The 21,599-nt window shown below is 29.0% G+C and carries 20 protein-coding genes; 15 read left to right on the forward strand and 5 right to left on the reverse strand.

From position 1 onward, the window contains the following. Positions 1-332 precede the first annotated feature (332 nt). From gpmI to prfA, 3 genes are read right to left on the reverse strand one after another with little or no spacing between them, the layout of a single operon-like run. Positions 333-1,838: a 2,3-bisphosphoglycerate-independent phosphoglycerate mutase gene (gene gpmI / locus NPA13_RS01585; protein WP_257089718.1), complete on the reverse strand. Its 1,506-nt coding sequence runs from the start codon at positions 1,836-1,838 to the stop codon at positions 333-335. A gap of 11 nt (positions 1,839-1,849) precedes the next feature. Next, complete coding sequence (prmC, locus tag NPA13_RS01590) at positions 1,850-2,560, reverse strand: peptide chain release factor N(5)-glutamine methyltransferase (RefSeq protein ID WP_257089720.1); 711 nt, start codon at positions 2,558-2,560, stop codon at positions 1,850-1,852. Next, positions 2,560-3,636, reverse strand: a complete 1,077-nt coding sequence (gene prfA / locus NPA13_RS01595; protein WP_257089722.1) for a peptide chain release factor 1 — start codon at positions 3,634-3,636, stop codon at positions 2,560-2,562. Before prfA ends, prmC begins: the two co-directional genes overlap by 1 nt. A gap of 167 nt (positions 3,637-3,803) precedes the next feature. On the opposite strand from prfA, the gene topA reads away from it, so the two are divergent. From topA to NPA13_RS01610, 3 genes are all read left to right on the forward strand, one after another. Next, the gene (gene topA / locus NPA13_RS01600; protein WP_257089724.1) at positions 3,804-5,678 is read left to right on the forward strand and encodes a type I DNA topoisomerase; all 1,875 of its coding nucleotides are present in this window, start codon (positions 3,804-3,806) and stop codon (positions 5,676-5,678) included. Between the two features lie 163 nt (positions 5,679-5,841). Then, positions 5,842-7,692 carry a tRNA uridine-5-carboxymethylaminomethyl(34) synthesis enzyme MnmG gene (gene mnmG / locus NPA13_RS01605; RefSeq protein ID WP_257089726.1) on the forward strand — a complete coding sequence of 617 codons (1,851 nt, stop codon included), beginning with the start codon at positions 5,842-5,844 and terminating at the stop codon, positions 7,690-7,692. After that, positions 7,692-8,126 carry a 23S rRNA (pseudouridine(1915)-N(3))-methyltransferase RlmH gene (locus NPA13_RS01610; RefSeq protein ID WP_257089728.1) on the forward strand — a complete coding sequence of 145 codons (435 nt, stop codon included), beginning with the start codon at positions 7,692-7,694 and terminating at the stop codon, positions 8,124-8,126. Before mnmG ends, NPA13_RS01610 begins: the two co-directional genes overlap by 1 nt. Before the next feature lie 19 nt (positions 8,127-8,145). Here NPA13_RS01610 and NPA13_RS01615 read toward each other — a convergent pair whose 3' ends face one another. Together NPA13_RS01615 and NPA13_RS01620 are read right to left on the reverse strand one after the other, a co-directional pair. After that, a complete protein-coding gene (locus NPA13_RS01615) occupies positions 8,146-8,529 on the reverse strand; it encodes an MAG1140 family protein (RefSeq protein WP_257089730.1) in 384 nt (127 codons plus the stop codon). Then, positions 8,513-10,570, reverse strand: a complete 2,058-nt coding sequence (locus NPA13_RS01620) for an Mbov_0121 family peptidase domain-containing ABC transporter (RefSeq protein WP_257089732.1) — start codon at positions 10,568-10,570, stop codon at positions 8,513-8,515. The genes NPA13_RS01615 and NPA13_RS01620 overlap by 17 nt, the downstream gene beginning before the upstream one ends. 149 nt (positions 10,571-10,719) lie before the next feature. Here NPA13_RS01620 and NPA13_RS01625 point away from each other — a divergent pair, with 149 nt between their 5' ends. The 12 genes from NPA13_RS01625 to NPA13_RS01680 all read left to right on the forward strand — a co-directional run bounded on the left by NPA13_RS01625 (position 10,720) and on the right by NPA13_RS01680 (position 21,460). After that, the gene (locus NPA13_RS01625; RefSeq protein ID WP_257089734.1) at positions 10,720-11,160 is read left to right on the forward strand and encodes an RpiB/LacA/LacB family sugar-phosphate isomerase; all 441 of its coding nucleotides are present in this window, start codon (positions 10,720-10,722) and stop codon (positions 11,158-11,160) included. 2 nt (positions 11,161-11,162) lie between these two features. Continuing rightward, on the forward strand, positions 11,163-11,408 hold the full coding sequence (locus NPA13_RS01630) for a DUF2188 domain-containing protein (protein ID WP_257089736.1): 246 nt from the start codon (positions 11,163-11,165) through the stop codon (positions 11,406-11,408). A 201-nt stretch (positions 11,409-11,609) separates the two neighbouring features. Further along, a complete protein-coding gene (locus NPA13_RS01635; RefSeq protein ID WP_257089738.1) occupies positions 11,610-12,272 on the forward strand; it encodes a LemA family protein in 663 nt (220 codons plus the stop codon). Between the two features lies 1 nt (position 12,273). Continuing rightward, entirely contained in the window at positions 12,274-13,359 is a 1,086-nt protein-coding gene (locus tag NPA13_RS01640) for a DUF3137 domain-containing protein (RefSeq protein ID WP_257089740.1), read from the forward strand. A 110-nt stretch (positions 13,360-13,469) separates the two neighbouring features. After that, the gene (locus NPA13_RS01645) at positions 13,470-14,132 is read left to right on the forward strand and encodes a LemA family protein (protein WP_257089742.1); all 663 of its coding nucleotides are present in this window, start codon (positions 13,470-13,472) and stop codon (positions 14,130-14,132) included. Between the two features lie 5 nt (positions 14,133-14,137). Then, positions 14,138-15,247, forward strand: a complete 1,110-nt coding sequence (locus NPA13_RS01650) for a DUF3137 domain-containing protein (protein ID WP_257089744.1) — start codon at positions 14,138-14,140, stop codon at positions 15,245-15,247. Positions 15,248-15,345: 98 nt separating this feature from the next. Beyond that, positions 15,346-16,533 (forward strand): phosphoglycerate kinase, encoded by a 1,188-nt coding sequence (locus NPA13_RS01655; protein ID WP_257089746.1) that lies wholly within the window; start codon positions 15,346-15,348, stop codon positions 16,531-16,533. Positions 16,534-16,722: 189 nt separating this feature from the next. Next, a complete protein-coding gene (locus NPA13_RS01660) occupies positions 16,723-17,262 on the forward strand; it encodes a hypothetical protein (protein ID WP_257089748.1) in 540 nt (179 codons plus the stop codon). A 192-nt stretch (positions 17,263-17,454) separates the two neighbouring features. Further along, a complete protein-coding gene (rbfA, locus tag NPA13_RS01665; RefSeq protein ID WP_257089750.1) occupies positions 17,455-17,793 on the forward strand; it encodes a 30S ribosome-binding factor RbfA in 339 nt (112 codons plus the stop codon). A 47-nt stretch (positions 17,794-17,840) separates the two neighbouring features. Continuing rightward, on the forward strand, positions 17,841-19,622 hold the full coding sequence (locus tag NPA13_RS01670; protein WP_257089752.1) for a hypothetical protein: 1,782 nt from the start codon (positions 17,841-17,843) through the stop codon (positions 19,620-19,622). A 246-nt stretch (positions 19,623-19,868) separates the two neighbouring features. Further along, complete coding sequence (metK, locus tag NPA13_RS01675; RefSeq protein WP_257089754.1) at positions 19,869-21,017, forward strand: methionine adenosyltransferase; 1,149 nt, start codon at positions 19,869-19,871, stop codon at positions 21,015-21,017. Next, entirely contained in the window at positions 21,017-21,460 is a 444-nt protein-coding gene (locus NPA13_RS01680) for an NUDIX domain-containing protein (RefSeq protein WP_257089756.1), read from the forward strand. The genes metK and NPA13_RS01680 overlap by 1 nt, the downstream gene beginning before the upstream one ends. Positions 21,461-21,599: the final 139 nt, after the last annotated feature.

Genomic DNA, 21,599 nt, shown 5'->3' on the forward strand with positions numbered 1-21,599 from the left:
ATCATCCTTTCTTTTTATTCATGACTAAAATAAAATTAAAATTTTATTTTATAAGTATTTTTATTTTATTTTAATCTAGCTTTTATTTATCAAAATAGTTATTCTATTTTTTGTGTGTAAATTTTATATGAATTATTTCTTTTTTTGTTAGTGTGATTAAGCACTAAAATTAACTAATTTAATCAAATAAAAAGTACATTTAGTACTTTTAAGATTTGTAGTAAATGTACTTTTAAGTGTGTTATATAGGTGTAAAAGTTTTATTAAGCTTACTGAGTGTATCTAATTATAGACATAACAATAGAGTAGTTAATTAAACTTTTTTAATTTAATTATTTAACTAATAAAGATTCTTCATCCATTTCTTTAGGTTTAGAAATATTGATGTAATCTAAAACAGTAGGTGCAACGTTAGCTAATTTTCCATCTTTTAATTTAACGTTTTTATCTGTACAAATTAACATAACCGGACTTGATGTATGTTTTGTAGCTGGTTTACCATTTTCATCTTCTGTGATTTCAGCATTTCCGTGGTCAGCTGTGATGAATACTGTAACATCATTCGCTTCAGCTCATTCAATAACTCTTTTAATTTGTGAATCTAAGAATTCAACTGCTTTGATAGCTGCTTTTAAGTTCCCTGTGTGTCCAACCATATCAGGGTTTGCATAATTCATAATTGTTACATCATAATTTAATGCGTTTGCTAATAATTCATCTGTAATTCCTTCTGCAGACATTTCAGGTGCATCAGCATATGATTCAACTTTAAGTGAGTCAACCATAATACGTTTTGAATTTTTGAATTCAATATCGTTTCCACCATCCATAAAGTATGTAACGTGAGCATATTTTTGAGTTTCAGCAATTCTTAATTGATTTAAGTTAGCTAATTCTAAAACTCCACCAATTGGCATATTGATTTCCATTTCTTTGAATGCAACAATTGTGTCAATTCCTTCATATTTCATCATTGAAACAAATTTGTTAATTACAACTGGATGAACTGGTTTGTTTGGATATAATGGCGAACCAATAAATAAGTGTGTTAATTGTCTTGCTCTGTCAGGTCTGAAGTTAAAGAATATAATTGAATCGTGATCTTTTACAAAGTCACTTTTTGGAAGTGTTTTATTAATAGCAGGTACAAAGAATTCATCTGTAATTCCTTCTGCATATTGTTTGTTTACATAATCAATTACATTGTCAAATTTAACATCTGATAAACCTAAAATAGCATCGTATGCTTTATCAACTCTATCAAACATAGAGTCTCTATCCATTGCATAAAATCTTCCTGAAATAGATGCAATGTGGTATCCATATTTGTCACATAATGCAACTAATTTTTCAAGCGAAGGAATAATTGATTTAGGAGCAACGTCTCTACCGTCTCCAAAAACGTGAACTGAAACATTTTTAACTCCGTGTTCGTGTGCTGCTTCAATTAATTCAAATAAGTGGTTTTCAAGTGAGTGAACTCCACCAGGTGATAAAAGTCCCATTAAGTGTAATGTTGAATTATTTTTCTTAACATCATCAAATGCAGTTACAAAAGCTTCATTTGATTTAAATGTATTATCGTCAAGAGCTTTTTGAATTAATGAAAGTCCTGTGTAAACAACTGTTCCAGCTCCAATGTTTAAGTGCCCTACTTCAGAGTTTCCCATTTGTCCTGCTGGTAATCCTACATATTGACCTGAAGCTTGAATAAGTGAATTTGGATAATTTGCAAATAAGTTATCAAATGTTGGTGTGTTAGCTAATGCAAATGCATTACCTTGTGTTTGTTCTCTTAAACCTAAACCATCAATAACAATTAATACTGTTTTTTTCATTTTTTCTCCTTTTAGTCAAATTCTATAACAGCAAACCTGTTTTTAGAACTTATATCTTTATGTATAGTAATTTTATATTTTTCTTGTAATTTTTCTCAATATTTAATGTGAAATGGATTGATTTCAAAATAGATTTTTCCACCTGGTTTTAAGTGGTTTTCTGCATTGTTAATTATTAGATCATAAAAATAAAATCCATCATCTTTTGCATATAATGCGTGAAGTGGCTCTCAATCAGTGACTGATTTATCTAATATTTCAGTTTCCTGAATGTAAGGTGGATTCGAAACAATTAAATCAAATTTTTGATTGATGTTTTCAAACATATCTGATTGAATGATACTAATTGTGACATCATTTTTTTGTGCATTTATTTTAGTTTGTTCAATTGCTTCGCAATCTATATCTGATGCAGTTATATTTCAAGTTGGATTTGCTTTTTTTAGAGCAATTGCAATAAAGCCTGAACCAGTACATAAGTCTAAAACATCTAAATTTTGTTTTTTATTTTCTGAATTAACTAATATAACTAGTTCTTCTGTTTCATATCTAGGGATTAAAACTTTTTTAGAAACATCAATAGTTACATCTGCTAATTCAACATAACCCATTATTTTTTGAACTGGCATTCCTTTTTGAAGTTGTTCTAATTCAAAAGAAGATACAGTTTGTTCTAAACCATATCTTCTTTTTTCTAATAATAAATCTTCTCTTGTAGGCATTAAATTCCAGCTTCTTTGATTTTTTCGTTTTGTTCTTCTGTAAGTAATGCATCAATAATAGGATTAAGTTTTCCTTCCATAACAGGAAGTAAACTTGTAGAGTATGAAATTCTATGGTCTGTAACTCTATCTTGAGGATAGTTATATGTTCTGATTTTTTCACTTCTAGCACCAGAACCAGCTAATTTTCTGTAACCTGATTCTTCTGCTTGTTTTTTCTGTAACTCAATGTCGTAAAGTTTTGATTTAAGAACCCTCATTGCGATTTCTCTGTTTTGAATTTGGTTTTTACCTTCTTGACAAGTTACAACAATTCCGGTTGGGAAGTGTGTAATACGAACTGCTGAGTCAGTTGTGTTAACTGATTGACCACCGTTTCCTGATGAACGGTAAACGTCAATTCTGATATCTTCAGATTTAATTTCAACTTGAATATCATCATCAATTTCAGGCATAACTGTAACTGTTGCTGTTGAAGTATGAACTCTACCTTTAGTCTCGGTTGCAGGAATTCTTTGAACTCTGTGAACACCTGATTCAAATTTAAGTTTTGAATATGGTCTGTCACCTTTTACAGCAAATGTAACCAAAGTGAATCCACCAGCTTCAGATGCTGATGCATCTAAAAGTGTGGTTTTCATATCATTTTGTGAAGCTCATTTTGTGTACATTCTATATAAGTCACCTGCAAAAATGTTAGCTTCATCACCACCAGCTGCTCCACGAATTTCAACAATAACGTCTTTTTCATCGTTTTCATCTTTTGGAAGAATTAAGATTTTAAGATCTTCAGATAAAGCTTCCATTGTTTTTTCAGCTTCATTAATTTCCATTTTTACAAGAGCGACCAATTCTTCATCTGATTCACCTAACATTTCTTTTGCATTTGCTAAGTTAGCTTCAGCTTCAAGGTATTTATCAAATGCTTCAACAATATCTTTAATTGAGTTAATTTCTTTATTAATTTTTGTGTATTTTTTAATGTCAGAAATTATTTCCTGATCTTGTAAAGATTTTTCTAATTCATCATGCTTATTTTTAATTTGCATTAAAGAGTTATACATAGTTAATTCCATAGTTAGTATATTTTAACATATAAAAAATCTAAAGTTTTAAAAGATTGTTCTATTGTTGTGTGATGTAAAAATTTTTACATTTCCTAATTATTAAAATATTAATAATTAATATAAGCAGAATAATTTAAATGCTTTTGATTTTCTAAAAAAAGTATATATTTTCCAATATGAGTGCAACAACCTTGAAGAAAAAATTAATTATTGTCGAGTCACCTACAAAGGTTAAGACAATTCAAAAATATGTTGGAGATGAATACAGTGTTATTGCATCTGTAGGTCATTTCCTTAGAATGAAGATTTCTGGTCTTTATTCGTTAGGTATCGATTTTGATACTTGAGAACCTCTTTATACAGCTGATAATACAAAGAAAAATATTATCAACGAGCTTAAAAAAGCAACAAAAGAAGCAGAACACGTTTATATAGCAACTGACCCTGATCGTGAAGGAGAAGCTATAGGGTACCAATTAGTTGATTATTTAAAAATACCCGAAGAAAAATACTCACGTATTAAATATAATGAGATTACTAAAGATGCTATTTTAAGAGCCTTAGACAATCCAACAGGTATTGATGATGCTCTTGTTAATGCTCAAAAGAGTCGTAGAATGCTTGACAGAATTATTGGATTTAGATTATCTTATTTATTAAGATATAAATTCAAAAATACACCAGGTCAACCTACAGCAGGAAGAGTTCAATCGATTGCTCTTAAATTAATAGTTGATAGAGAAAAAGAAATCAGAGCATTTATTCCTGAAAAATACTTTACTCTTGATGCTAAGTTAAATAACAATCCTGTTTTAGCTGCATATCACAATGAAGCTAATGAATCAGATAGAAAAAACTGAATTTACAGTTCAGAAGTTGATGTAATCAAAGAATACTTTGAGTCAGCTCCTAAAGTTTTAAAAGTAACTAACAAAAAAGTTTCTGATAGAAAAGTTGGAGCAATTCAACCATTCAAACAAGCTGTTTTATATAAAAAGTCACCATTTTCATCTAATTCAACAACAAACATTCTTAAAAAACTTTTCGAAAACGGTTTAATTACTTATCCGAGAACAGATTCAACACGTTTATCTCAATCATTTATTGATGATGCACATAAATTTATCAAAAATAAGTGAGGCGAAGATTATATTGCTGATGAAATTAAAGGATTTAGTGGAGATCAAGATGCCCACGAGGCTATTAGACCATCAGATGTTTCATTAACACCTGAACAAGTTCAAATTCACTATCCAAAAATGGAAGACAATGATGTAAGAATTTACAAATTAATCTATGATACAACACTTCAAGCTTTAATTAAGCAACCAATTAGAACAAGTGTTCAATATACTTATGTAAATGATAAATACATATTCAAAAATTCTTATTCAACAATAAAATTTAATGGTTACTACGTTGTAACAGGTAAAGAATCTGAACAAGTTGATCCAAATTACGAAATTGATCAAGAAGTTAAAGTTGATGAGTTTATCTTATGTGACCACGAAACAAAACCAGCACCAAGATATAATGATGGGACACTTATTGAAGCGCTTGATAACATCAAAGTTGGGCGTCCATCAACATTTGCTTCAACAGTGCAAATTGTTAAAGACAGACGTTTTGTTGAATTAAACAATGGTGCATTACATCCTACTGAATTTGGTGAAATTATCTTACAAAACTTAATCGCTGCTTTTCCTAATATTATTAATGAAAGTTATACAGCACACGTTGAAGAAGAATTAGACCAAATTGCTGAAGATGAAATCACTAAAAATGAAGTTATGCAAGATTTCTGAGATAACTTCCTTGTTGAATTTGATAATGCAAAAGGTAAAATTACACCTTACACATTCAAGATAGAACAATTGGATACAACTTGTCCTGAAGATGATGGTATCTTAGTTAAAAGATATAACAAGAAAAATCAACCATTCATTGCTTGCAAAAACTTCCCTAACTGTAAATTCACAAGAAACATCGAGCCAGATGATTTTCCAAGCGAATCAGATGATGAAGAAATCGTCGATGAGTATGATGATTAATTAATTAAAATTATTTAGATGAGCAGATTTAAAAGTCTGCTCATTTTTTAATTAATTTTGTTATTTTAATTGCGATATTTAATAAAAAACATCAATTTAGACCATAAAATAAGCTAATTTTATGATTTTTAAAAATTAAAAAATAAATTAAAATTATGAAACTATGAATAATAAAGGTATTTTAGAGAACAAAAAAGAATTTGAAGCAATAGTTATAGGTGGAGGTCACGCTGGTGTTGAAGCAACTTTTGCTTTAGCGAATATGGGTCACAAAGTAGCTCTTATCACTTTTGATCTTTCAAAAGTTGCTATGATGCCTTGCAACCCATCAATTGGTGGACCTGCTAAAGGAATTATTACACGTGAAATTGATGCACTTGGTGGAGTTCAAGGTTACTTTTCAGATTTAGCAATGATTCAAATTAAGATGCTTAATGAATCAAAAGGTCCTGCAGTTAGAGCTATGAGAGCTCAAATTGATAAAGAAAAATATTCAGCACTTATTTTAGAAGCATTACAAAATCACAAAAATGTAACTTTAATTGAAGGAGTTGCTGAGGATATTATTGTTGATGATAATAACCAATTTAAAGCGATCAAAATGGAAGATGGTTCAATTTTAGATGCTAAAGTTTTAGTTATCACAACTGGAACGTATATGAACTCAAGAATTCTTAGAGGTAATGAAATTAAAATTTCAGGACCTGATAATCAAAAAACAACACCAAAATTATCACAATCACTTGCTAAGTTAGGTTTTGATTTACAAAGATTAAAAACTGGAACACCTGCTAGAGTTTATGCTGATTCAATCGACTTTTCAAAAGTTGAAAAAGAAGAACTTAATGATACTTATTTAGCTTTCTCATCGCGTTCAAATGTTAAACTTGATAAGCAAATTTCTTGTTATTTAACTTACACAAACGAGAAAACACATGAAATTATTAGAAATAACATTGATAAATCAGCTATGTATTCAGGACTTATCGAAGGGGTCGGTCCAAGATACTGTCCAAGTGTTGAAGATAAGGTTATGAGATTTGCTGATAAAGAAAGACATCAAGTTTTCTTCGAACCAGAAACTGCTGATGGTTCAATTATTTATGTAAACGGAATGTCTACATCAATGCCTGTTGAAGTTCAAGATTTAATGTTAAGAACAATTCCTGGTTTAGAAAATATGAAGGTTCAAAAATGAGGATATGCAATTGAATATGATGCATTAAATCCATTGCAAATTACACCTACATTAGAATCTAAAGTTATCAAAAACATCTTTACAGCTGGTCAAATTAATGGAACAAGTGGATACGAAGAAGCGGCAGCTCAAGGTCTTATTGCCGGAATTAATGCAGGAAGAAAACTTGAAGCTAAAGAACCATTGATTCTTAAAAGACACGATGCTTACATTGGTGTTTTAGTCGATGATTTAGTTACAAAAGGAACTAAAGAACCTTACAGAATGTTAACTTCAAGAGCTGAATATCGTTTATTATTAAGAAATGATAACCCTGATATTAGACTTGCAAAATATGGAAATGAAGTTGGTTTAGTTTCTGATGTAGATTACCAAAACATAATTAATAAATACCAAATGATTGATGAAAAAATCAATGAATTAGAAAACACATACTTATCATCTAAATCGGAATTAGCTAAAAAACTTGGAGTAGAAAATGGAGTTTCAATGTTAAGAGTGTTAGCTAGACCAGATGTTGATCCGGTTGATGTTTTATGTGACTTCCCTTACAAAAATGAATTAACTATTATGGTAAGACTTGAAGGCTACATTAAGAAACAAAAATCTGATGCTCAAAAAATGAATAAATTAGAAGACTTTAAAATACCTGCAGATATCGATTATTCAAAAGTTCAAAACATAGCTACAGAAGCTAAACAAAAACTTGAAAAAATTAGACCTTTAACAATTGGACAAGCATCAAGAATTAGTGGAATTAACCCAGCTGACATTCAAATGCTTATGTTCCATATTGAAACTAGAAAAAACAAATAATGAAACTAAATATAGTTGCAGTAGGTTCATTAACAAAAGATTTTCAAGTTTTATATGATGATTATGTTAAGAAAATTAACTTCTTTGCAAAGATTAATTTAATTGAAATTAAAGAACAAAAGATAGATAACATTCAGTTAAAAATTAAAAAAGAAACTGAAATGATTTTAGAAAAGATACCTAAAAATTCAAAAGTCATCTACTTATCATTACAAGGAAAACAATTAAGCTCCGAAGAGTTTGGTTTAACATTTTTAGATATTGATAATGTAACTTTTGTAATTGGTGGTTCAAATGGAGTTGATGAAGAAATGTTTGCTAATAAAATTAACTTCTCAAAAATGACATTTCCACATCAATTATTTAGAGTTATGTTAGTTGAACAAATTTATAGAGCATTTACAATTAGAAATAATATTACTTATCATAAATAAACTCTGTAATGGAGTTTTTTTATATACTTCCCAAGACATATTTGATAAATAAAGTTTGATCAATTAGTAGATTAACTTGAATTTGTCTAATGTTATTTTCATTTACAAATAACTTCAGTTCATCACTTTTAATAAGAACATCGGAGTGATCTTGATTAGAAATATCGATATTGAATTTATAAAATTCATTATCATAAACAAAACTAACATAACAAGTATCTAGTTTTTGATTATCAATGTTGAAGTTGTATAAATATAAATCATCACCTTCTGTAGTTATTAAAACCGTTTTATATACATTTACTTTAGTCGAACATAAGACTAAAATAAGCACTGCGAAAATGAAAAATAATATAAGTAGTATGCAGAAATTTCACTTATGTTCTTTAAGATAAGTTTTCAATATTCACTTCCTTAGAATCGTCAAAAATATATCTATTATTGTGTGAAATTTCTACAACTAATTTGTTTTGCAAATTATTTTTAATAATAGGTTTTAGTTTTGCAAACATTGATTTATCAATATTTGCAAAAGCTTCATCTAATATCACTAAATCATAGTCATTTAAAAATATATTTAGTAAATTAATAAATTGAACCTGACCACTAGATAATTGGTCCAGAGATGAGTTTAAATTAATGTTTAATTCATTAATTAATTTATCTAATTTATTGTCTTTTAAAATTGACTTGAAGATACTAATATTACTTACACATAGGTATTCTAATGTTCTAATCTTTAAATTCAGCATCTGATTTGAAATATATAAAACTCTTTGTTTGTATGTTTCATCTAAGAATGGATTGAGCTTTTGATCATTGACTTTAATAATTCCAGATAAACTCTCACACGAGCCATTCAATATAGAACAGAGCGTGCTTTTTCCTGAACCATTTTTACCGACTAAATGTATGTTTGAATCAATCAATAGTTTTCTGATTTCTAAATCTTTATTAACTTTTAATGAATTGTATGAATAACTTATATTAGAAAGTTGAATTTTAATTATTCTTTCCTTCTGTAAGCTAGTTTTAGGTATTTTTAAGTCTTCAAAATTTAATAATGAAATCAAATCTAAATCCTTTTTATATTGACTATAACTAGTTATTAATGGGATTATATTTTTAATTGGCTTAGTGAATAAAGAAACACCGGTTAAAAAGAAAATTAAATTGATAACACTTAAATTTTGATTTCAAATTTGAATAGTTCCTATTATTAAAATTAATAAAGGAACTAAAAAGTCTAAAAATGAACTTAAATAATTAATTAAGCTTTGTTTATTCTTGAAAATAATTGAATCACTATGCAATTTCTCATTCACATAATTAGATTTAAGATTTAAATTATTAAGCAGATTTTCATTATGTGAAGTTTGGTTTAATTTGTAAATATTAAATAAGGTATCTTCAAACATAATTGAGTTATTGAGTAATTTATTGAAGTTATTATCAAAATTAGTTTTATTAATAAAACTTAAAATCAATGTAATTACTGAATAACAAAAAATTATTAAAAGCAACACTCAATTTATATTGATTAGTAAAATAAATGAAACAGCAATAGAAATAACTGTGCTGATTAATTCAGGAAGAAAACATAATTTAAATAAACTTAAATTATCAAGTGCGATAATTCTGTTTTTAAAATCTGAAAAAGTTAGCAAATTAATCACTTGCTTATTTTTAAACTTCAATTCATTTATTAAATTATTAATTAAGTCACTTTTATATTTAGTTGTTATTTTATACATCAGTTGTCTTGTCAGTAAGTTGAATGTGAAATTTATTAAAAATAACACACTAAAAATCATTCCTAAGAACATAAGAATTTGATCATCTTTATTTAAAACAATATTATTCAGTATAACTTTATTCAAGAACGGAAACGAAATATAGATGCTTATTTCTATGAGTAAGCAAAATAAGTATAAAAATGAGAAGTTAGACCATAATGAAATTTTTAAACTTCTGGAGTTACTTATTAATGGATTTGGTTTTATATTCTTCTTGTTTTCTTCATCTTCATTATCAATTTGCTTTTTGTTTTTACTAAATGCAACAATAATGTTAGTGAATTTAGTTTTAAATTCATTTTTACTCAATTTAACATCACCATCAATCGGATCATAAATATAAAATTTATTATTCTTGATTTTCCTAATTACAATCATATGGTCTGTAGTATTATTTTTGATAACTGTTGCAATAGGAAAAACTTCCTTTTCTAACAAAAGCAATTGTTCACAATTAATTTCATAAGCATTAAGCTCCAAATTTACTTTTGAAGCAAGGAGCTTGATGTTTTCTAAACTTATACCTGCTGCACTATATTGAATTTGCAATTTTAGATTATTAATATCTAAATTTTCTTTGTAGAAAAACTCGTGAAAATAATCTAGCACATATAATGTGCAATCTCTTTGATCTACTTGTGTCTTCATCTCATTATATTTAGTAATTTTTGTCAAAAAGGAACTAAAGCACAATTTTTCCACTAAAGTTTTCGCAAAATTGAAAATACAAAAGTTTTTAAAACTTTGTATAATTAATTTATCAATAAATTAATGTTCAAAATTTAAAAGGAGGACTAATGAGCAAAAAAGTAGTAGCACTTGCAAGTGACCACGCAGGTTACAAATTAAAAGATGAATTAGCATCATACTTAAAAGAACAAGGGTTTGATGTTGTAGACTTAGGACCTGAAACAGATTCAGTTTCAGTGTCATATGCTTCAAAAGGTAAGGAATTAGCTAACTATGTAGATGAAGCGCACCCTGATTTTGGTATCGCAGTTTGTGGTACAGGCTTAGGTATTTCATATGCACTTAACAGACACAAACACATTCGTGCAGCTAGAGTTACATCTGTTGAAGATGCACACTTAGCAAAACAACACAATAATGCAAATGTTCTTGTATTCGGTGGAAGACAAGTAACATTTGAAGAAGCTAAAGATATGTTAAATGAATATATGACTACACAATTTGAAGGAGGAAGACATCAATCTAGAATTGATGAGCTTGACGAATAATTATGGCAAAAGTAAATGAAGTTCAAGAAAAAGAAGTTAAAGAATTAGACGCTGTTTGACACGTTTCACAACACAACGATGGATGAAAAGTTATCAGACAAGGTGGAGTAAAAGCTATTAAAACTTTTGAAACACAAAAAGAAGCAATCGAATTTGCTAAAGAATTAGCAAAAAACAACAAAGGTAGAATGTTAATCCACAGTACAAAAGGTAAAATCAGAGGTGGATCAAACTACCAAGAAAAATAATTTAAGTTATTTAAATTTACATAGACAGAGTGAAACCTGTCTATTTTTTCATCATTTTTCACATAATTTCAGGATTTTTGACTTTTTGCTTCCGTTTTTTTTTTTTTTTTAGAATAGAGTTGAAATACAACAAAATATTTACATATTTTTATGAATATTAGACTTGTATTTAATAAATTAACAATTAATTTAGGAGAAAAAATGGCAAATTTATTTTCACAAAATGAAGCTCAAAACCAAAAAGGTTTTGAACCAACAGCTTCAAGCGTTGAAATTGCAGTTCAAACTTCTACAGCTGCAAAAGTATTTTTATACATTATTATGTCTATTCCACTATTTTTAGGTTGAATTTGATATTTCAAAAGAAAAAATAGTTTAAATAGAATGCAAAATGACATTAACAATAGTGCATCAAGCATTGATGTGCAATTGCAAAAACGTAATGATACACTTGTTAAATTAGTGCAACAAGTTAAGTCATACAAAATTCACGAAGCTGAAGTTTTTGAAAACGTTACAAAAATGCGTTCATTAGCAGCTGGTGGTAGAGGAATTGAAAACTCAGCTGAAATAGAAAACTTAAATCAATCAGTATTCGGTCGTTTAATGGCTATTTCAGAAAGTTATCCAGAACTTAAAGCAAGTTCTTTATACACTGAATTAATGGATGAAACAACATACATTGAACGTGAAATTGCAGCTGCTAGAAGAAATTACAACGCTCAAGCTAACACATTCAATAAAGAATTATTTACAATCCCAACAAAAATTGTTGCTGCAAATATGGGATTATCAACAGTTAGATTATTCCAAGCATCTTCTAGAGCTAGAAAAGATGTTGATATGCAAGAATTAGGTTTATAAGATGAAAAGAGTTGAAGATTTTGTTACTATAGAACAGTTCAAAGAAAAAACTGATCAAGTTGTGCTTCCAATTATCCAAAATGCAGTAGATGATGCTTACAAATCGCCTTTATACAAAAAATATAAAAGTATGAAATATGGAGCTTTAGGTTCAATTGCAAGTATGATTTTATCTGCTTTAATAGGGATAATATGTTTTATTGCACTAAAAGATGCAATGACTAAACTTGTTTTATTTAGTATTTTTGGTCTTGCTGCTACTATTTGTTTCATATTAGCATTTGTGTTTGTGCAATTAGCTAAAAAGAGAAACTTAATTTTTAGAAGCTTTATTGCAAACAAATTAAGAGAAGATAACATTTATGGAGAAGCAGTTAATGCAGCTGATACAAGATGAAAATATAGAAATGACGATTTTGAACCTAGTTCACTGAGACATAACTATGATTTTTCAACAGAAAGATTCACAACCAAAGAATATGAATCATTCAAACCTGCATTTGTTCCAAGAAATGCTTGATTAGAAAGTACATCACCAGTTCAAACAATTACAATTGATGATAAATATCACGCACACGTTTCAGTTGCTGAATGACTTTTAATCACAAGAGACAAAAAAGGAAACGAAACAAAACAAACTTGATATTCTACTTTACTTAAAATTGATGCTAGAGCACTTAAAGAAAGAGATAGAGCAAACTTTACATACTTTAATAAGAAAAATGATCTTTCACTAGTAGAAATGGAAAACAAAGAATTTAACAAAATTTTCAAAGTTGCAAGTGATAATTCAACAAAAATGTACCAATTATTCACACCACTTGCAATGGAAGAATTAGTTAAATTAATCAATCAAGGTTTACAACACACAAACATTAAAAAAGCTAAAGATTTTGAATATTGAGCAAACAATGATGTTGTTTACTGTTCATTTGTAACTCCATCCGGATTTATGGATATTGATATTCCGGTTTTTGTTGGTAAAAAAGACAAATTTGTTGCAAAAATTTACAAAGATGTAGTTACTGATATTTACACTTTATACTTTGTATTAGCATTAAGTTACATTCCTGTTTACTTATATTAATCAAATCGATTACACAACAAGAAATTGTTGTGTTTTTTATTATTTTTTATTCAATATATTTAACTTATTTTTATATAAAATTATAGATAAGTAAAAAAAGGAGATTAAATATGGCAAATTTATATTCACATAATGAAGAACAAAACCAAAAAGGTTTTGAACCTACAGCATCAAGTGCTGAAATTCCTGCTAAAGCATCTACAGGACTTAAGATTTTTATGTACATTTTAATGAGTTTACCCTTAGGTTTAGGTTGACTTTGATACTTTGCAAAGAAAAATGAATTAAACAGAATGCAAAATAACATTAACAACAGTGCATCAAGCATTGATGTTCAATTACAGAAACGTAATGACACACTTGTTAAATTAGTGCAACAAGTTAAATCATTCAAAATTCACGAAGCTGAAGTTTTTGAAAACGTTACAAAAATGCGTTCACTTGTTTCATCAGGTAGAACACTTGAAAATTCTGAAGAATTAGACAAATTAAACCAATCAGTGTTCGGTCGTTTAATGGCTATTTCAGAAAATTATCCAGAACTTAAATCAAGTGCTTTATATGCTGAATTAATGGACGAAACAACATACATTGAACGTGAAATTGCAGCTGCTAGAAGAAATTACAATTCACAAGCTAATATGTTCAACAGAATGTTATTTGAAATTCCATCTAACCTTGTTGCTGCAAATATGGGATTATCAACAGTTAGATTATTCCAAGCATCTTCTCAAGCTAGAAAAGATGTTGATATGGTTGCTCTAGGATTATAAAAAATATGAAAAGAGCCGAAGATTTTATTAGCATAGATAAATTCTATGAAAAAGCAAATCAAACTGTATTACCAATAGTTAAAAATCGTGTAAATGAAATTACTCAATTACCAATCTATGTAACTTATAAAAGAACCAATAAATATGCACTTAGGGTGTTTTTAGCATCAATAGGTGCTTTCTTGTTTTCTGGTTTTTTTCTTGGATTAGAATCTACAAAAGAATATGGTGGTTTTAGAGCGCTTTCGGTATTTACTACCTTTGCAATTATTTTTGCACTTGTATTTGTAATATCTATACTTGTTGCTATTGGTTTTTGAATCAAAGCATGAAATATTAATAGAAAAATTAAAAAAGAAATTATAAGCCAGCTTCATAAATCAAATATTTATGGAGTTGCAATTGAAGCTCTAATTGATAGATGAAAATATGAAGGCACAAACTTTACACCTACATCTATAAAACATAATTTTGATCCTAATACAAACAAGTTTACAAAAGATGAATACTTAAGTACTAGACCTAAATGAATACCAAATGATTCAGAACTAAGAGGTGTAACCGAAATTCAAACAGTTACTATTGATAATAAATATCATGCACATATATCAGAAGCACATTGAGTCGATTTCCACAGAGATAAAGATGGTAATGTTCACGAAGAACATTACTATAGTGCTTTAATAAAAATCGATGCAAGAGCACTTGCTCAAAAAGACCAAGCAAACTTTACATTCTTTGGAGATAAGTTTTCTAATTTAGAACCAGTAGAACTTGAAAACATTGAATTTAACAAGATTTACAAAGTTAAATCTAATAATCCAACTAAAATGTTTCAATTATTTACTCCATTAGCAATGGAAGAAATGAATAAACTTTTTCAATTTGGTATTAAAAATACAAGCATTATCGCTAGAGCTATGCGTTATTGAGCTAATAATGATGTAATCTACGCTTCATTTCAATGTTCATCTGGATTTATGGCTATAAATTCATCTACATTTATTGGTAATAAAGAAAAATTGATCAATACAATCTACAAAGATGTTATTAAAGATATATACTCTTTATATTTTATTTTAGCTTTAAGTTATATACCTGTATATCTTTATTAAACCTTAAATTTCACAACAATAAATATTGTTGTGTTTTTATTTAATACTTTATAATATATACACCTTATTTTATTTGTTATATTTACATAGGAGATACAATGAAAAAAGTTTTAAATGAACTTAGTTTGAAAAATAAAACAGTTTTAGTTAGAGTTGACTTTAACGTACCATTAAAAAATGGTGTTATTACATCTGCTAAAAGAATTATTGCTGCACTTCCTACAATTCAGTACATAATTAGAAAAGGTGGAAAAGTCGTTTTATTTTCACACTTAGGAAGAGTAAAAACAGAAGAAGATTTAAAAGACAAATCATTAAGACCAGTTGCAGTTGAATTAGCTAGATTACTTAAAAAACCAGTTACATTTGTTCCTGTAACACGTGGAAACGTTTTAGAATCTGCAATCAAACAAATGGAAAGTGGTGATGTTATTTTGGTTGAAAACACACGTTTTGAAGACTTAAATAATAAAGCTGAATCTAAAAACGATCCATACTTAGGAGCTTACTGAGCTTCATTAGGTGATGTATTTGTAAACGATGCCTTCGGTACAGCTCACAGAGCACACGCATCTAATGTTGGTATTGCTTCAAACATTGCTGAATCAGCCTTAGGATTCTTAATGCAAAAAGAGGTTTCATCATTATCTAAAGTTTTACAAAACCCAGAACACCCTTATGTAGCTATCGTTGGGGGAGCTAAAGTTTCAGATAAAATCTTAGTGTTAGAAAAATTAGCAGAAATTGCTGACAAATTAATCATCGGTGGAGCTATGGCTTACACATTTATGGTTGCTCAAGGACAAAAAGTTGGGACTTCATTAGTTGAAAATGATTACATTCAATTAGCTAAAGATTTCTTAGCAAAATACTCAGACAAAGTTATCTTACCAGTTGACCATGCTACAGCTGAAATGTTTGCAGACGTTGAACCTACAATTCAAGAAGGTTCAATTTCAGATGGATTTATGGGGCTTGACTTTGGACCAAAATCAATCCAAAACGTTAAAGAAGCTCTTGAAGGAGCTAAAACAGTTGTATGAAACGGACCTATGGGAGTTGCTGAATTTGAACACTACAAAAATGGTACATTAGCAGTATGTGAAGCTGTTTCTAAATTATCAAACGCTTACACAGTTGTTGGTGGTGGAGATTCAGTTGCTGCTGTTGAAAAATTAGGAATGGAAGATAAATTCTCACACGTTTCAACAGGTGGTGGAGCAAGCTTAGAATTATTACAAGGTCAAAACTTACCTGGTGTTGACTCAATTCAAGACGCTGAATAATTAACCGAATATTTTCACAAATAGCACCAAAAGTGCTATTTTTTTACACATTTTGTGAAAAATTAAGGAATTTACTTTACTTTCATTTGATAAAGGTGTATAAGTAAAATATATTCAATTTTTTCAAATTAAATATATTTAATAAATTAACAAACATTCTTTTTTAGACAAAAGAATAAAAGAGGATAAATGAAAAAAATCAAATTCTTACTTTTTGCTACAGGCGTTTTATCAGTAGCATCAATGCCGCTTATTGCCGGTCAATGTTCTGCAAAAGAACAAAAATCTGAAGAACCTAAAACACCAACCAATCCAGAACCACAACCAGTTCCTGTTGATCCAGTAAATGGTGGAACCGATAATCCAAGAACTATAGCAGCTCCAGTTGACCAATACGAAAATGCATTCGTATTGCAACCAGCTGGTACATTTGCATATGTAAATGCTAAGGTTCAAGAAAAAGCTAACCCAATTAGCAGATATGGTCTTTTACAACTTTACAAAGGTTTCAATGGTATAGGAATTAAATCTGGTGGTCAAGGCAATGATAATAAAATTCTTCTTCCTAAAGAAGGAATTACAATTGATCAATTCCTTTCAACTAGAGATACTACGGATAACAAGTATTTTGATGGAACTTGAAATCCAGAAACAAAAATACTTACAATTAAATACAAAATCAAAGATAATGGTGACAAAGTATACGAACAATCATTTACTTTAAGCTAGAAAATTACGAAAATTTCAAAATTAAATTAATCAAAATAACCAAAATATATTAGCATCTTGTGAAAAAGATGCTATTTTTTACACATTTTGTCAAAAATTTAAGAAAATTCTTACATTTTAGGGTAAAAGGTGTATAAAATAGTTATAGTTATATTTATATATATTCAATAAGAAAGAAAGTATAATTTAACTATGAACGAAATTAGTTTAAAAAGAAAAGAAGCAAGATTACATCAATTGATTGCTGACATAGTGACTAATGATATTACAAATTCAAATGTAATAGACCCAGTAGTGATGGATATTCAACTATCACCTGACTTATCACACGTGAAAGTGTTTGTATCATTATTCAAAAACGAAGAAAAAGGTATTGAAGCATTAAACAATGCAGCAGGTTATGTTAAAAAAGTGTTATCAAAATCACTCGATTGACGTAAAGTGCCTTCAGTTCATTTCCACTTAGATACAGTTTCTAAGAATGGATACAAAATTGATGAAATCATTAGACAAATTAAAAATGAAAATTAGTTAAATTATTTTTCAATTTTCAAAATTGAAATTGAAAAGGAGAAATTATGAAAAGAGCTTGAAAAGTTGCATTCACCATTTTAGGAGCTGCAGCATTAGGAACAGCTATTGTTACTATTCCTATGGCAGTTTTAGGAAAATTCAATAAAGACGACAACAAAAAAGATCCAGAACAACCTGCAAATCCAGGAACAGGAACTCCAACCAACCCTAAAAATGGTAGTCAAGATCCTAACACAGGTAACCCTGGAGATGGAAATGGAGGAAATGAAACTCCTAATCCAGACCCAGTGACACCACCAGTAGAAGAGAAAAAAGTATCAGTAACACTTAATGCAAATGTTACTGGAAAGAAAACAGCTTACGTAGCTGATATTAACGACTTTACAATTAATGTTCCAGAAGGTGTTACACTTGTTGAAAAATCAGTAGTTGACTTATATCAATTATCAAAAGCAGATACAGATGAAGGTAGAGCTGCTAAAGAATTATTATTTGCCGGAAAAGCCAAAGTTACTGTTAAAACAACAAAAGAAGGTCAAACAGATCCTACATCAGAAGACTTTGAAGTTGCAGGTTATATCTCAAAAGACCAAGCATATGAAAAATTCAGAGCAGTTTTATCAACAATTTCAACATCAGTTGATAAAGACCAAGAAAACAACCTTGCAATTCAAGCACAAACTGCTAAAGGTGTTTCAGCAGGTGCTAAATATTTAGCTGGTTCATATACAAACAAAACATTAGAAAATGTAATCAAAGTATCAGTTACAGGTGATGATTTAGTTAAAGGAGCATTTACAGTAGTAGATGCAAGCACAAACCTTAAAGAAGGAAAAACTAAAGTTATTCCATACTTATACTTAGATGATAGATCACACAATGATATCTTTATGTACAAATCAGGAAGCACAGAAGCTACATCATTAGAAGATGAAGTTGAAGTTACACAATTACCTGTTTTAACAATGAGTGCTGCTGGTATTGTTAATACATACAATGTTCAAAAAGCATTCACAATTGACGAAGCAAAATTATTAGAAGCATTAAATAAACAAAGTATGAGTGAAGTTTCATTTAGTGACTTAACAGTTGAAAATGTTACAACTGCATTAAAATTCACACCAATGACAATCCTTCCAAAAGCTGGTGGTGAAGAATATGGGTATGTATTAGATGAAAACTTCAAAGAAGCATCTAAATTCAAAGTTACAAAAATCGAAACTATTCCAGGCGATGCGTCTGAAACAAGTGCAAAAATTAGTTTTGAATTTGAAACAGTTGTTCCTTCAGTTGCAGAAGGTCAAAAAGTATTCTACTTCGTAAAATCAGCTGATCCAAAAGCTACAGAATTAACAGAGTCAATGAACGGAAAATTCTCACAAGTTCTTAATGGATTGAAAGCTAAAGAAGTAACACCAGACCCAGTAGCAGAGGAGGAATCAACACCTAATGCTGATTCTACATCATCAGAACAACCTGTTGCAGAAGCTGACTCAGCATACAAAGATGCATTCGTTGTGTTACCAACAGCTACATATGCTAACGCTAAAACTACATATGATGCTAAACAAGGTAAAATTAAAACAAACGGTTTATTACAATCATACAGTAAAGGTGCATTCTTCGGTATAACATCTGGTGGTAACCAAGATAACAACAAATTATTCGCACTTAAAGAAGGTTTAAGCGTATCAAACATTGTTTTAAAAAATAGTAAATACCTTAATGGAACATTAGATGAAGCAAACAAATCAGTTACAATTACATACCAAGTTTCAAGTGAAAATAATAAAGAATACACACAAACATTAGTATTACCTGAATAATAAATGATTAACTTAAAACTCACTATTTTAGTGGGTTTTATTTTGTAATTTTCATCTTATTTTCAAAACAAAATTTTCACTTCATTTTCCTTATTTTTCTTACTCATTGTCCTGAAAAATAGAAGCAAACGCGAGGTTATTTAATGGATTTATAGTAAAATTATCTTGCTAACTTTTCAATGAATTTATTAGCCCAAAATAAATGACTGAATAATTAGTGAACATTTGATTAAATTAGGAGATAAAATGAGAAAACTTTTTACAAGTGAATCAGTTGGAAGAGGTCACCCAGATAAATTATGTGACCAAATTTCTGATGCAATCTTAGATGCTTACCTTGCTTTAGATCCAACATCAAAAGTTGCTATTGAAACAATGGCAAGTGGGCATAATATTTTCATAGCAGGAGAAGTTAAATCATCTGCTGATATTGATGTTATAGAAATAGCTAAAAACATCTTAAAAGAACTCGGATACTACACAACAGAAACAAGTTTCATTACAGACATCAAAAAACAAAGCGAAGACATCGCTATGGGTGTCGAAAAAGGACACGAAATCGGTGCTGGGGACCAAGGTTTAATGTTCGGTTATGCAATTAACGAAACACCTGAATATATGCCTTTGGGAATTACATTAGCTCACGCTTTAGTTAAAAGAGCTGAAAACTTAAGACAAAATATGGAATTCAAATGAGCTAAAGCTGATATGAAATCACAAGTTACATTAGATTACACAGACAAAGACAATCTATTTGTAGACACAGTTTTGTTAAGTATTCAACATTCTAAAAACTACAACGAACAAGAGTTTAAAAAATACATTAAAGAACAAATTATCTTACCTGTATTAAAAGAATACAACTTAGATGCACCTAAACACATTTTAATCAACCCAACAGGTCAATTTGTTATTGGTGGACCTATTGGTGACACAGGTCTTACAGGACGTAAAATCATCGTTGATACATATGGTGGTTCAGCAAGACACGGTGGAGGAGCATTTTCAGGAAAAGATTCAACTAAAGTTGATAGATCAGCAGCATATGCTGCTAGATGAATTGCTAAAAACATTGTTGCAGCTAATTTAGCAGACAGATGTGAAGTTCAAATAGCTTATGCAATCGGTGTTGCTAAACCAGTTTCAATTATGATTGAAACATTTGGTACATCTAAAAACATTCCAGATAGTGTAATTGCTGACTTTGTAACTCAATTATTCGATTTAACACCTAAAGGTATCATCGATGCTCTAGGTCTTAGAAAACCTATTTTCTTACAAACAGCATACTATGGACACTTTGGTAGAAATGATTTACACTTACCTTGAGAACAACTTAACAAAGTTGAAAAACTTAAACAATTAGCTACACAATGATTGGAAAATCAAAAATAATGGATCAAAAAATATCTGAATATTCCTGTGGAGCAATTGTTTTCAAACAATTCAAAAAACAAATTAAAGTTTTATTAATTAAACAAATTAATGATGTTTGAAATTTTCCTAAAGGACATATGGAAAATAACGAAACAAAACTTGACACAGCGCATCGTGAAGTTTTTGAAGAAACATCAATTAAAGATATAACAATTTATGCAAACAAATTTTATGTTGACACATATTTTGTTAGTCAAACATGTAACTGAAAAGAAGTAACTTACTTCATAGCAGATACTAAAACGACTTCTTGTCCTAAGAAACTGCTCTCAGAGGTCAAAAAAGTGCATTTTTACCCTATGAAAAGAGCCTTGAATATTCTTACATATAACAAGTCAAAAGCATTCTTAAAACACGCTTATAAACAGTATTTAAATATTACAAATAGCAAGATTAAATAGTCTTGTTATTTTTTATATCTTTAGTTAATTAATTAACTTAAAAAACATATAAAAATCAGCACTATTTACATAGCGATGATTAATTGTGAACGAAATATTTGTTATTGTGATTTGTGAAGCTCTCTATTTTTATATATAA

It is taken from the genome of Mycoplasma sp. 2045, assembly GCF_024582715.1.
In the GTDB taxonomy this organism is placed as follows: Bacteria; Bacillota_I; Bacilli_A; order Mycoplasmatales; family Metamycoplasmataceae; genus Mycoplasmopsis.